This is a genomic window from Sodalinema sp. (assembly GCF_046483825.1).
GTDB lineage: Bacteria > Cyanobacteriota > Cyanobacteriia > Cyanobacteriales > Geitlerinemataceae > Sodalinema.
Genome location: NZ_JAWOCL010000222.1, coordinates 1 through 13469 on the forward strand (window position 1 = coordinate 1; position 13469 = coordinate 13469).

Annotated in this window: 13 protein-coding genes and 1 tRNA gene; 10 read left to right on the forward strand and 4 right to left on the reverse strand. The window is 52.8% G+C overall.

All coding sequences use genetic code 11. The features are described 5' to 3' along the window. Positions 1 to 113 precede the first annotated feature (113 nt). The 5 genes from nuoH to R6U67_RS14555 all read left to right on the forward strand — a co-directional run bounded on the left by nuoH (position 114) and on the right by R6U67_RS14555 (position 3807). Positions 114 to 1232 (forward strand): NADH-quinone oxidoreductase subunit NuoH, encoded by a 1119-nt coding sequence (gene nuoH, locus R6U67_RS14535; protein WP_410253215.1) that lies wholly within the window; start codon positions 114 to 116, stop codon positions 1230 to 1232. Between the two features lie 49 nt (positions 1233 to 1281). Then, a complete protein-coding gene (ndhI, locus tag R6U67_RS14540; protein ID WP_410253224.1) occupies positions 1282 to 1908 on the forward strand; it encodes an NAD(P)H-quinone oxidoreductase subunit I in 627 nt (208 codons plus the stop codon). Between the two features lie 120 nt (positions 1909 to 2028). Continuing rightward, on the forward strand, positions 2029 to 2643 hold the full coding sequence (locus R6U67_RS14545; RefSeq protein ID WP_410253216.1) for an NADH-quinone oxidoreductase subunit J: 615 nt from the start codon (positions 2029 to 2031) through the stop codon (positions 2641 to 2643). A gap of 51 nt (positions 2644 to 2694) precedes the next feature. Beyond that, complete coding sequence (gene nuoK, locus R6U67_RS14550; protein WP_068789675.1) at positions 2695 to 3003, forward strand: NADH-quinone oxidoreductase subunit NuoK; 309 nt, start codon at positions 2695 to 2697, stop codon at positions 3001 to 3003. Between the two features lie 531 nt (positions 3004 to 3534). Next, the gene (locus tag R6U67_RS14555; RefSeq protein WP_410253217.1) at positions 3535 to 3807 is read left to right on the forward strand and encodes a Mo-dependent nitrogenase C-terminal domain-containing protein; all 273 of its coding nucleotides are present in this window, start codon (positions 3535 to 3537) and stop codon (positions 3805 to 3807) included. 46 nt (positions 3808 to 3853) lie between these two features. Here R6U67_RS14555 and gmk read toward each other — a convergent pair whose 3' ends face one another. Together gmk and remA are read right to left on the reverse strand one after the other, a co-directional pair. Beyond that, on the reverse strand, positions 3854 to 4405 hold the full coding sequence (gene gmk / locus R6U67_RS14560; protein ID WP_410253218.1) for a guanylate kinase: 552 nt from the start codon (positions 4403 to 4405) through the stop codon (positions 3854 to 3856). Positions 4406 to 4486: 81 nt separating this feature from the next. Continuing rightward, complete coding sequence (gene remA / locus R6U67_RS14565) at positions 4487 to 4753, reverse strand: extracellular matrix/biofilm regulator RemA (protein WP_068789673.1); 267 nt, start codon at positions 4751 to 4753, stop codon at positions 4487 to 4489. 196 nt (positions 4754 to 4949) lie between these two features. Between remA and R6U67_RS14570 the strand changes: the two genes are divergently transcribed. Next, on the forward strand, positions 4950 to 6698 hold the full coding sequence (locus R6U67_RS14570) for an NFACT family protein (RefSeq protein ID WP_410253219.1): 1749 nt from the start codon (positions 4950 to 4952) through the stop codon (positions 6696 to 6698). Here the strand turns inward: R6U67_RS14570 and R6U67_RS14575 are convergent. Both R6U67_RS14575 and R6U67_RS14580 read right to left on the reverse strand, forming a co-directional pair. Continuing rightward, positions 6680 to 6751, reverse strand: a tRNA-Thr gene (locus tag R6U67_RS14575). The genes R6U67_RS14570 and R6U67_RS14575 overlap by 19 nt on opposite strands. A 132-nt stretch (positions 6752 to 6883) precedes the next feature. Continuing rightward, positions 6884 to 7240, reverse strand: coding sequence for a hypothetical protein (locus tag R6U67_RS14580; RefSeq protein ID WP_410253220.1), 357 nt, complete (start codon positions 7238 to 7240; stop codon positions 6884 to 6886). Between the two features lie 280 nt (positions 7241 to 7520). Between R6U67_RS14580 and R6U67_RS14585 the strand changes: the two genes are divergently transcribed. From R6U67_RS14585 to ftsH, 4 genes are all read left to right on the forward strand, one after another. Next, a complete protein-coding gene (locus tag R6U67_RS14585; RefSeq protein ID WP_410253221.1) occupies positions 7521 to 8237 on the forward strand; it encodes a response regulator in 717 nt (238 codons plus the stop codon). Positions 8238 to 8394: 157 nt separating this feature from the next. Next, positions 8395 to 9390, forward strand: coding sequence for a cation transporter (locus R6U67_RS14590; protein WP_410253222.1), 996 nt, complete (start codon positions 8395 to 8397; stop codon positions 9388 to 9390). 129 nt (positions 9391 to 9519) lie between these two features. Next, positions 9520 to 11244, forward strand: a complete 1725-nt coding sequence (locus R6U67_RS14595) for an ABC-F family ATP-binding cassette domain-containing protein (protein ID WP_410253223.1) — start codon at positions 9520 to 9522, stop codon at positions 11242 to 11244. A 312-nt stretch (positions 11245 to 11556) separates the two neighbouring features. Then, complete coding sequence (gene ftsH / locus R6U67_RS14600; RefSeq protein WP_410253225.1) at positions 11557 to 13404, forward strand: ATP-dependent zinc metalloprotease FtsH; 1848 nt, start codon at positions 11557 to 11559, stop codon at positions 13402 to 13404. Positions 13405 to 13469 lie beyond the last annotated feature (65 nt).

Here is a 13469-nt window from a genome sequence, read left to right on the forward strand (position 1 = left end):
GCCTCTTGCCTCTTGCCTCTTGCCTCCCCCCTCCCCCCTTCTTCCCCCCATCGCCCGTTGACGGTACTATGGAAACAGTATTGGTAAGAAATCTTCATATTTTATCCGTTGATATGGAATCAGGAATCGACCTCCAAGGTAGTGTAATCCAGATACTCGGGGGCTTTGGTATCCCGTCTGGACTGGCCAAAGTCATCTGGATGCCCGTCCCCATGCTACTGATGTTGGTGGCAGCCACCGTCGGTGTCTTAGTCACCGTCTGGCTAGAGCGGAAAATCTCCGCCGCCGCTCAACAGCGGGTTGGCCCCGAATTTGCCGGCCCCTTGGGGACATTACAACCCGTTGCCGATGGCTTAAAACTGCTGTTCAAAGAAGACATCATCCCCACGCGGGCAGATCCCTGGCTCTTCACCATTGGCCCGGCGATCGTTGTGATTCCCGTCTTTCTGTCCTATCTCATCGTTCCCTTCGGGCAGAACCTGGTCATTACTGACCTCAGTATCGGTGCTTTCCTCTGGATTGCCCTATCAAGCATTACCCCCATCGGCTTGCTGATGTCTGGGTACTCCTCCAACAACAAATATGCCCTCATTGGCGGATTACGTGCTGCGGCTCAGTCGATTAGCTACGAAATCCCTCTGGCGTTGTCTGTGTTGGCGATCGTCTTGATGTCCAACAGCCTCAGTACCATCGACATTGTGAACCAACAAGCCGAGTACGGCATCCTGAGTTGGAACCTATGGCGACAACCGGTGGGCTTTGTTATCTTCTGGGTCGCTGCCCTGGCTGAAACCGAGCGTCTTCCCTTTGACCTTCCTGAAGCTGAAGAAGAACTCGTCGCGGGCTATCAAACCGAGTACACGGGCATGAAGTTTGCCCTGTTTTACCTAGGGTCTTACGTTAACCTGGTTCTTAGCGCCCTCCTCGTCTCTGTCTTCTACCTCGGCGGCTGGAGTCTCCCCATCCCCGTCGAAACCTTGACGCAATGGCTTGGAGTCAACGAATTTTCTCCCGTCGTGCAGGTGGTCACCGGTTCCTTGGGAATCACCATGGTTTTGATGAAAACCTACCTGTTCGTCTTTCTGGCCGTTTTGCTGCGTTGGACAACCCCTCGGGTTCGTATTGACCAACTCCTCGATCTAGGCTGGAAATTCTTGCTTCCCGTCTCCTTGGCCAACTTGCTGATTACAGCCGCCCTCAAACTGGCCTTCCCCGTTGCATTTGGCGGCTAAATTGCCCCTTGGGGACGCAACGATCACGATTATACGAGAGAACACCATGCTGAAGTTTCTCAAACAAGTAAGCGACTACGCCAAAGATTCATTCCAAGCGGCCAAGTACATTGGCCAGGGGTTAGCAGTGACCTTCGACCATATGGGTCGTCGCCCGGTTACTGTCCAGTACCCGTATGAAAAACTGATCCCCTCGGAACGCTATCGAGGTCGGATTCACTTTGAGTTTGATAAGTGCATTTCCTGTGAAGTCTGTGTGCGGGTTTGCCCGATTAACCTGCCGGTTGTGGACTGGGAGTTCAACAAAGAACAAAAGAAAAAGAAACTCAACCACTACAGCATTGACTTTGGGGTTTGCATCTTCTGCGGGAACTGTGTCGAATACTGTCCCACCAACTGTTTGTCCATGACCGAAGAGTACGAACTCAGTGCCTACGATCGCCACGAACTCAACTACGACAGCGTGGCCCTCGGGCGGTTACCTGAAAAAGTGACTCTCGATCCGATGGTACAACCGATGCGAGAACTGGCATACTTACCCAAGGGTGTCACCGATCCCCACGATTTACCGAAAGGATCTCAACGTGCGGGCCGTCGTCCTGAAGACATCCTCGAAGACATCGAGGCGGAAAAGGCTGAGCGGGAAACAGCCAGCGCTGAGTCCGAGAACAACTGATCCGACCCCGCGATCGCACCCCCATCGACGGTTGGATACCCTGTTGGGCGGGATGACCTCGCCCCTCAGCCCTTCCGGCGATACCATTGCTAAGCCTGTAAGGAAATAAAGGAAAAAGCTGTGAATTTAGCTGAAGGCGTTCAAATCGTCTCATTTGGAATTTTAGTCGCGACGACCATCGCTGCTGCTTTGGGCGTGGTCTTACTGGAAAATATCGTCTATTCGGCCTTCCTCCTGGGCGGGGTTTTTGTCAGTATGGCGGGCCTGTATCTGCTGCTGAATGCAGATTTTGTCGCCGCCGCTCAGATCCTCGTCTATGTCGGTGCGGTGAACGTGCTGATTATCTTCGCCATTATGTTGGTGAATAAAAACGAGATCTTTAAGCCAATGAAGAATCCTTGGTTCCGTAAAGGAGCCACCGCTTTGGTCTGTGTGGGTCTGTTTGCGCTACTCGGTACGATGATTCAATCCACCTCTTGGGCGGTCTTAGAGACCATTGAACCGATCCCAAGTACGGCGCTGCGTCTCGGACAACACTTTTTTAGTGATTTCTTGTTGCCCTTTGAGTTAGTCTCGGTGCTATTGCTCATCGCAATGGTTGGGGCGATTATCTTGGCTCGCCGTGAGTTTATCCCTGATTTGGATTCCGAGCAGGAGTTTGTGTTTACTCTACCAGAACGGCCGCGAGAACCGGTTGGTGCGATTGGTGAATCCCCTGATGATTCTGATTCGTGAGCATCAATTTCCAAAGTTTTGCATACCGTTTGAGAGCCTTGTGAGCGCTTTATGGAACTACAACTTGAATATTTCTTACTCTTAGCCGCAGCCTTGTTTTGTATCGGTATTTATGGGCTGATTAATAGCCGTAATGCTGTGCGCGTGTTAATGTCCATTGAACTGCTCTTAAATGCAGTTAACTTGAATCTAATGGCATTTTCCAATTACTTGGATGCGGATGCCAAAGGACAAGTTTTTTCAGTGTTTGTGATCACGATCGCCGCCGCTGAAGCCGCTGTTGGGTTAGCCATTGTCCTGGCCATTTACCGCAATCGCGACACCATCGATATGGAGCAGTTCAACTTATTGAAGTGGTAGGTTGCAACTGGCCATCGTTTCATTTCTCTTGGTGAACTCCATGACTCCCGTTGAAACCCTTGTGATCTGACCCAGTTAGGGTCAATGATAGGGGTTCAGCGGGAGAATTTATAGGGGTCTTCTGGGTTTAGGGTGATAAGGAAAATTTATGGCAGATTACACCCGTTACTGTAGGGGCGAAAAATCCCCTCCTGGGAGGGGCTAGGGGTGGGTTCCCCTACAATTTTGTATGTTATGTAACAAATCCCACCGTAGATCCAGAAGACCCATTTATAGGGAGATGTTGAGTGAAAGATCGATTGGCTAAATCTCCCCCTATTGAGAACTATTGAGAAAATTAGTAGTTAAAGATACCAAAGCGAGCCTTGATTCTCGGACTTTACCTAACCTTTACAAAAAATATCGAATTTAATATGGTTTCTTTACGGAATCTATGGTCTAATCTCGTAGGGTGGAATTAGGAGGATAAAATGCCCAAGGGCGATCGCCTCCTGTTCCATGTCGCCCTTTGATACTTTGGTAGAGAATGCCATGCTTCGTATTGTGAACCGATTGCTTGCTCCCATCGATGGCTGGCTTGCATCCCTCGAAATCAACAGCCCACAAGTCGCTGAGGCGATCGTGCGCTTGATTCCCGCCCAATGTCCCTTTGAACGAGACATCAGCCTCTGGGGACATCACCTGTTCCATATTCCCCCCATGTGTAAACTCAACCCCCTCTACGATCGCTTCGTTGAGTTACGCTTCCGCGCCCTCTGCTACCTCGTAGATACCTGCGGTAGCGACATCAGCGCCTTCTCCTAATCGCTCTTCTATCTAGTCTTCCTCAAGTCTTCACTCATCCGCTTAGCTAGGCAAAGACCGCCGCTTCAAGCTCCCGAATCGCCTCTTCAACGACTGCATTAGTCACCTGTACATCGAACTCGTCGGCCGCTTGAAGTTCCTCTTTCGCCCGTTCAAGTCGTCGCTGAATCGCGTCCTCCGAATCGCGATCGCGCCCCCGCAGCCGCCGTTCCAACTCCGCAAACGAAGGAGGACGAACAAACACCAACAACGCCTCGGGGAACGTCCGACGCACTTGGCGGGCGCCTTCAACTTCAATCTCTAAAATCACCCAATGACCCTGCGCCATCTGAGTTTCCAAGGATTGGCGTGGGGTTCCATAATAATTTCCGGCAAACTCAGCCCATTCAACAAACGCATCCTGGGCAATCTTCTCCTCAAACTCAGACCGACTGAGAAAATAATAATCCACCCCATCGACCTCTCCCGGACGGGGAGTACGAGTCGTCGCCGAAATCGACAAATAAAGTTCCGGGTGGCGTTGGCGCAGCGATCGCAATAACGTCCCCTTACCAACCCCACTCGGACCAGTCAGTACAATTAATTTTCCAACGGTCATGATGTCGTCGCGGCCATTCCTTCGAGAATGGTCGATCTTAAATTACGTAGCTGTGGGGTCAATACCTACAGCGCCAGGCTGTTACGTGTGAGCCTCCTTACCATCTTTATTGAAAACAAAGCGGTTGGCAACGGTTTCGGGTTGGATCGCCGAGAGAATCACATGACTCGAATCCGTCACAATCACCGCACGAGTTCGCCGGCCATAGGTGGCATCCACCAACTGACCCCGCTCTCTGGCATCGATAATGATACGCTTAATGGGAGCCGACTCGGGGCTAACGATGGCAACAACGCGATTCGCCGAAACGATATTGCCAAAGCCGATGTTAATAAGCTGAATATCCATGATTAATCCTTGGCTATCTCGTGTGAGGAGGGTAGTAACGACAGTATCTAACTCTCATGGTAGATAGAATCCAAAATTTTGGCTGAGGTGGCGCAAATCCCAGAAAAATCGCACCCCTCCTCAGCCGAGGTCATCTCCCCCAACGCCATCGGCTCAATTCAAGTTCCTATAAAGATTTCAGCCCCTCACCCGTCCTGTGCAACCCGTCGATTTCACCACACTTTGCGCCATTTATGCCGATTTCCGGACATCTTGGCTTCCCGCTCGTCTTGAACAAGTCATTCAAAGCGATCGCACCCAACTGGCCCTAGCCCTACGCACCCTCGACCGTCGCGGCTGGCTGCGGCTATCTTGGCATCCCCAAGCCGCCCATCTATGTCTAACTAGCCCACCCCCCAAAGTTCCCGACACCTTCACCTTCAGCGACCAACTGCGCCACCAACTCAAGGGCCTAGCCCTGGTTGACGTTACCCCCATCTCCCCCTGGGAACGGGTCCTCGACTTCCAATTTGCCCGCCGTCCCGGAGATCCCCTCACCGGACATCTCTACGTCGAAATCATGGGCAAATATAGCAACGTCATCCTCACCAACGCCGAGAACCTCATCATCACCGCCGCCCATCAAGTCAGCGCCCAACAATCGCGCCTGCGGCCAATTCTCACCGGACAACCCTACGAACCGCCCCCAGCCATGACCGGGGCCACCCCCCGACTCGACGAATCCTTTGAACGTTGGCGAGAGCGGATTAGCCTGATTCCCAACTCCCTGCGGCGCAACCTGCTGGCCCCCTATCGTGGGCTGAGTTCCGCCCTGGTGCGATCGCTGTGCGCCCGGGCCAACCTCGACCCCGACACCTCCACCCACCAACTCAGCGACGCCGATTGGCAACGCCTCTTTGAGAGTTGGCAAGAATGGCTGAAAATCTTAGAAAACCAGACCTTTCAACCGGGCTGGACCGATACCGGCTACAGCGTCCTCGGTTGGGATGCCCATACCCCCGTCGCCGACATTCAGCAACTCATCGATCGCTACTACCGCGATCGCCTCAACCAACAACTCTTCCAACAACTGCGACATCAACTCAGCCAAAAACTCAGCCAAACCCTAAAGAAGCTCAACACCAAGCGCCAAACCTTCCTCGACAAACTCCAACAGTCCCACGACGCCGACCAACAGCGCCAACAAGCCGATTTACTCATGGCCCATCTCCAAGACTGGACCCCAGGCCTCAGAGAAATCACCCTCGCCGACTTTGAAACCGGCGACCCCATCACCATCCCCCTAGACCCCGAAAAAAATGCCGTCAGCAACGCCCAGGCGCTCTATAAACGGCATCAAAAACTCAAACGAGCCAAACAAGCCGTTCAGCCCCTCCTAAGCGCCACAGAAGCAGAAATAAGCTACCTGCAACAAGTCGAAGCCGCCCTCGACCAACTCGATCGCTATCAACAGCCCGACGACCTCAGCGCCCTCGAAGACATCCGCGACGAACTCGTCGAACAAGACTATCTCGCCTCACCCCAATACCGTCCGCAACGAAGCAACAACCCCGATCCCTTCCATCACTTCCAGACCCCCAGCGGCTTAGATCTCCTCGTCGGTCGCAACAACCGCCAGAACGACCAACTCTCCTTCCGCCTGGCCAACGACTACGATCTCTGGTTTCATACCCAAGAAATCCCCGGCAGTCACGTCTTGCTAAGGGTTCCCCCCGGCAGCCAACCTGACGCCCAAGACCTGCAATTTGCCGCCAACATTGCCGCCTACTACAGTCGCGCCCGCGATAGTGACGCGGCCCCGGTGGTCTATGCCCAGCCCAAATATGTCTATAAGCCCAAAGGGGCCAAACCGGGCATGGCTATCTACAAGCACGAAACCGTCCTCTGGGGCAGCCCTGGACAGGTCGAACCGTTAATTGACCAAAAAGCTGGTGACAAGATTTGAACTTGCGACCGGCTGATTACAAATCAGCTGCTCTACCACTGAGCTACACCAGCACAAAACTTATTATACCCAGGTTGCGTCAAAAGACCAGAAAAAAAACGAGGGGAATTGTCCGGAATCCCCCTCCCTTCCATTGCCCCTCGTTCATGTCCTGGTGATCGCGTCGCATCAGTTTTGCGCTCTCGCTAGTCGTCGAACTGTTGCAAATACTGTTCGAGATCTTCGAGGACTTGGGTCAAATCCACCTCCGTGGTTAAGCGAATCCGCTCATCTCGGACCGTCAGCAGGATTTTGGCCGCGAAGGGACTGGCCCAAATATTGGGATTACAGAAAACTTCAAGAAAGACCGGCCCTTGATGCCGGTACTCCATGGGCTTTTGCGGTGTTGGCCGCTGGGACCCCCCAGCCGGGTTCGTCGCCACGGCTTTGAGTCGCCCGAGCAACTCCCGTAAGGCTCCTTGTAAATCCTGGGCGGCCTCCTTGGAAAAGCTCAGGGAAACGGACCCGTCACCGAAGTTGAGATTGAGTTGAGAATTGGACATCCCTTGATTCAGCTTGAATGTGCTATATCATGTTAGTCATCTATGGGGAAGTTGGCGTTGCGGCTTTTACTCGGCGCTCCCTCAATTCAGCAGGCTTTAAGCCAGAAAACTTCCCAAATTAAGGGTCTTTAGTTGTGCGTTTGCCTCAATTCGTCCGATAATAGAGTTAATCAGGTTGTCGTACCGTCTTCGGTGTGGTGTCATTGGCGATATTTTCCATGACTCGCCCGAACTCCCGTACAATTGGTTTGATTCAGGTTTAAGACAAGCAAGTGTGGTCATGGCTCCCGCCAAAATTCTGGTCGTTGATGACGATATCGCAGTTCGGAATTTAATCCACCGCTTCTTAAGTAAGCAGGAAGACTATGTCGTGGAAGCCGCCGAGGATGGCAAAACTGCCCTTGCCCTCTTTGAACGGCTCAACCCGAACTTAGTCATTCTCGATGTGAATTTGCCCGACACGACAGGCTATCAGCTCTGTCAGGAAATGCAAAGACGCACGGGGGTCTATATTATGATGCTGACGAGTCGCAGTGATGAAGATGATGTTGTTCGTGGATTCGAGAAAGGGGCAGATGATTATCTAACCAAACCCTTCAGCCTAGCTGAGTTAGGGGCGAGGGTGGCAGCGGTGTTAAAACGACAGCGTAGTGTCGCGCCCACGCCTCAAAACGGGATTGTTTTGGGAGATTTGTTGATTGATCCCGGCAGCCGTGAGGTGACCTTGGGCAATGATCCCATTCTTCTGACGGCCCTGGAGTTTGATTTGCTACATTTCTTGGCCCGCAACCCCGGTCGGGTGTGGCGGCGTTCGGAATTGTTACAGGAGGTTTGGGATTACGATTATGTCGGAGATCAGCGGGTGGTTGATGTCCATATTGGGCAAATCCGCCGCAAAATTGAAGGGGATTCCAATCAACCCTCGATGATTCAAACGGTGCGCGGTGTTGGCTATAAGTTTGAGGCTCCCGTTAAGATTCAGGACAATAGTAGTTAGCTTGGATAGTTAGCTGGGACTGCTCAGGAGAGGATGACCATAATAGACAGTTAAAAAAGGACGGTCATAAATGCCAAAACGTTTACGATATAAAGGTTAGGATAGTTTATAATGTCCTGTCTGTTCTGTCTTTCTTTGTCGAACCGATGAGGTCGATATGATGTCTTCTGCTGACTCCGATCTGGCTCAACGTCCCGCTGAACAAATTTTGCGCGTGGCAATTTGGGGCAACTTCGCTTTAGCTGGGTTGGGGGTTGTTTTTGGTCTGCTGACGCGATCGCACGTTATCCTTCTCGATGGCGTGTTATCAGCACTCAATGGCCTGATTGCCCTGATGGCCCGACAGGTGAACCGTCGTTTGGCCCAGCCCGATCCTGAACGGTTGCCCTTTGCTGATGCCGCCCTCGAACCCTTATTAGAGGTATTGCGGGGGGCCGTGTCTCTGGTGATTTATGGATTTGCCGGACTGGCAGCGATCGCCGCTCTCGGCAGTGGCGGGCGAGTGGTGCGGGCGCTGTTTGCCCTGATTTACGGGGCGGTCGTGGCCCTAGGAGGCATGGTTCTGGCCAGCTACCAAGGCCGACAACTCCAGGGACAACAGCAACGACCCGCTCAGTCTTTGTCCCTAGGAGCCGTTGACGCTCGTCATTGGTTTGTCGAAGGGGCCATGGGATTGGCGATCGCCGCCGTCTTTGGACTGGTGGTGATGGCCGGAGACCCAGAACAGTCAGTATTGCATTACGTCGATCCGATCGCCGTCTTAGTCGTCGTCTGGCTGTCCGTGCGAGAGCCTTGGCGTTGGGCCAAACAAGGCTGGTTGGAGATGTTAGAGCGTTCAGGCGATCGCCGCCTGCAACAGCGCGTCCGTAAGCTCCTCGATCGCCCCATCCGCCTCGTTCCCCATGAAAGCGAACTGCTACGAGTCGGACGCTTTGGCGAGTTGGTTTATATTCAGCTTTATCTCATCGTTGCTCCCAACAACGAGCTAACCCGACAAGTCTTAGCCCATGATCGCATCCGCCAATTGATGTACGATCGCCTCCGCGAGAAATTTAGTGAAGCCTTTGCTCTAGATCTCGTGATTACCAGCGATCGCCTCTGGGCCGAACGAGCCATCCGTCAGCAGCCAAGCGACGCCCCACCTCCCCCCTAAACGCTCATCGATAACCCTGAACTCCCCCCTTGGGGATGTCGGTAACAGTTTGTTACAGTTAAGTCAATGTCAGACAACTCGCGTCACAGCGTCTGACTCGTCCTCCCTGCGATCGTAACGAAGGTTTTTATGCTCCGACTCGAAAACATCAAGAAAATTTATCCCGGTGGAATTGAAGTCCTCAAGAACGTCACCTGGGAAGTCAAACCCGGCGATCGAATTGGCTTAGTAGGGGCCAACGGCGCCGGTAAATCCACCCAACTGCGCATTGTCGCCGGAGAAATCGAACCGACCGCCGGTGAAGTGGTGCGTCCCGCCAGCCTCAAAATTGCCTATCTCACCCAAGAATTTGAAGTTGAACCGAGTCGGACCGTCCGCGCCGAATTTTGGACGGTTTTTGAAGAAGCCAACCGAGTTCAACATGAACTCAACCAGGTCACCGAGGCCATGGGAAGCGCCGATCCCGACGAACTCGAACAACTCATTCATGACCTCGATCGCCTACAACGGCAATTTGAAGGCCTCGATGGCTATAGCCTCGAAGCCCAAATCGAGAAAATCCTCCCCGAAGTCGGCTTCGATCCCAGCGACGGCGATCGCCTCGTCAGCGACTTTAGCGGCGGCTGGCAAATGCGGATGAGTTTAGGGAAAATCCTACTACAAGACCCCGATCTGCTCCTGCTTGACGAACCGACAAACCACCTCGATCTCGAAACCATCGAATGGCTAGAGACCTATCTCAAAGGCATTAACACCCCCATGGTGATTGTCTCCCATGACCGCCAATTCCTCGATCGCCTTTGCACCCAGATCGTCGAAACCGAGCGTGGCGTCTCCAACACCTATCTCGGCAACTACAGCGCCTATCTCGAACAGAAGTTCGAGAACCTAAACACCCTGCAATCGACCTACGAGCGTCAACAGAAAGAGATCGAGAAACAACAAGCCTACATCGAACGGTTCCGGGCCAGTGCCACCCGCAGTACTCAAGCCAAAAGTCGCGAAAAACAACTCGATAAAGTCGAGCGAATCGATGCCCCCGTCGGCAAAGTTAAAACCCTCAAATTCAAGTTTCCCGAAGCCCCTCGCAGTGGACGCGACGTGGTCACCATTGAGGATTTAAGCTATAGCTACGATGGCGAAGATCTGCTGTTTCTCGGTGCGAACCTAGAAATTGAACGGGGCGATCGCATCGCCTTCCTCGGACCCAACGGCTCCGGTAAATCCACCCTGCTGCGGCTGATCATGGGCATGGAACACCCCATCGATGGCCAGGTTACCCTGGGTAAACATAATGTTATCCCCGGTTATTTTGAACAAAACCAAGCCGAAGCCCTCGACTTGAATCGTAAAGTCATTGACATTATTCATGACGAAGTTCCCACCTGGAAAAACGAAGAAGTCCGCACCCTCCTCGGACAATTTCTCTTTAGTGGCGAAACCGTATTCAAACCCGTCTCAGCCCTCAGTGGAGGGGAGAAAGCCCGTCTCGCTCTCGCCAAAATGCTGTTGCGTCCCGTCAATTTAATGGTTCTTGACGAGCCAACCAATCACCTGGATATTCCAGCCAAAGAGATGTTGGAAAATGCCCTACTCGATTACGACGGAACCGTCTTGATTGTGTCGCACGATCGCTACTTCATCTCACAAGTTGCCAACAAAATTGTCGAAGTTCACAACGGTGAACTATTGATGTTTAACGGCAACTATGACTACTACCTAGAGAAAAAAGAAGAAGCTCATCGTAAAGCGGACTTAGAAGCCAAACGGTTAGAACAAGAACGCAAAGAAAAAGCCAAACGGGAGAAGAAAAAGCAAAAACAGCGCGACAAAAAACTCGCCAAACTCAAATAAAACCCTCGAACGGCTGTGAAATCACAATGCCAGTCTCACAATGCCAGTCAGCGAGGAAAACCTCAAGACCAACCCTTAGTTGAGTCTTGGGGTTCCCGATTTTCTAGCCCCTGTTCTGGCCCCCGTTCTTAATAGCCAGGCGATCGCCCGCGCCCGAACCCCCACCACAGTTCAAATAAGCTAGACTAAACGTAGCATTTTACTCACCAAGACTCGCCAACTATGACTCGTCAACGGACCTTCGCTCGGCTTCGCTCGGCTTTTCAGCGTCATACCGACTCTATCCCAGCGCCCAAACGTCCTCTCACCCGTATGGCCGCGATCGCCGCCACCTGGGCCGTCGTTCAAGCCGTGATTGCAAGTCCAGTTGTCGCCCAAGACGAAAGCCGTGAGTTATCCTATAGCGAATTTATCGAACGAGTCCGTAGCGGCCAAGTTGAGCGCATTGAACTCGATCCTGCCCTGCAAACCGCCCTCGTCACCCTCCCAGGAGAAGACGAACCCCAAGAAGTTCAGGTTTTTGAAGACAACCCCGATCTGATGCGGCTACTGCGCAACAACCCCGACATTGAAGTCGAAATCAACCCCACCCCAGACAGTAGCGCCGCCGCTGGGATGCTGGTGCAACTGATGATTATCGTCCTCCTGATTGGCGGCTTAATGCTCATCATCCGCCGTTCAAGTCAATCAGGAAATAACGCCCTCAGTTTCGGCAAATCCCGCGCTCGCTTCCACATGGAATCCAAAACCGGCGTGGTCTTCGATGATGTCGCCGGGATTGAGGAAGCCAAAGAAGAACTCCAAGAAGTGGTGACCTTCCTCAAACAACCCGAAAAATTCAGCGCCATCGGCGCACGCATTCCCCGAGGCTTGTTATTAGTCGGCGCCCCAGGAACCGGGAAAACCCTCTTAGCGCGAGCAATTTCAGGAGAAGCAGGAGTTCCCTTTTTTAGTATTTCCGGCTCAGAATTTGTCGAGATGTTTGTCGGAGTCGGCGCGTCTCGGGTGCGAGATCTATTCCGCAAAGCCAAAGAAAATGCCCCCTGTCTCATTTTCATCGATGAAATCGACGCGGTCGGCCGCCAGCGGGGAACCGGCATTGGCGGCGGAAACGATGAACGAGAACAAACCCTAAACCAACTGCTGACCGAGATGGATGGCTTTGAGGGCAACAGCGGCGTGATCGTGATTGCGGCCACCAACCGCCCCGATGTTCTCGATTCCGCCCTCTTGCGTCCCGGACGCTTTGACCGTCAAGTGAGCGTGAGTCTGCCGACCTATAATGGGCGTTTGGGAATCTTGGAAGTCCACGCCCGCAATAAGAAAATAGGAAACGATATCTCCTTAGAGAAAATTGCCCGTCGCACACCAGGGTTTTCTGGGGCAGATTTAGCCAACTTACTCAATGAAGCGGCCATTCTTACGGCCCGTCGTCGCAAAGAAGCTATTGGCGAGTCGGAGGTTGAGGATGCTATCGATCGCATCACCATCGGTCTGAAGTTACAACCCCTCCTCGATAGCAAGAAAAAGCGCATCATCGCCTATCACGAGGTGGGCCATGCCATGTTAATGACGCTGCTGAAAAACTCAGATCCCCTCAACAAAGTGACCATCGTGCCTCGTTCCGGCGGCGTGGGCGGCTTTGCCCAACAAACCTACAGCGAAGATATGGTCGACAGTGGCTTATACACTCGGGCTTGGCTGATTGACCGTATTATCATCACCCTGGGGGGACGGGCCGCTGAACAAGTGGTCTTTGGAGACTCGGAAGTGACCATCGGTGCAGGAAATGACCTGAAGGTGGTGTCTACCTTAGCCCGCGAGATGGTGACCCTCTATGGAATGTCGGATCTCGGGCCGGTGGCCTTGGAGAGTCCCAATAATCAGGTGTTTTTGGGCCGGGAGTTGATGCCGAGTTCTGACCATTCTGAAGAGATGGCCACGCAAATTGACCGTCATGTGCGATCGCTGGCCCAACGCTGTTATGAAGAAGCCTGTCGGATTCTGCGGGAGAATCGGGTGGTTATGGATTTGTTGGTGGAACGGTTAATCGAGAAAGAGGAAATCGACGGTGAGGAGTTTCGGCGTATTGTCACCGAACGCGCGGAATTGCCAGAGACAGAATTGGCGACGGCGGCTGATCCGGTGGCGTCGATTTAGTCTCGAAGGTGTCATAGCACACCTAATGCCGCCCTGGAAGGGCGGGGCTTGAAACCCATTATTTT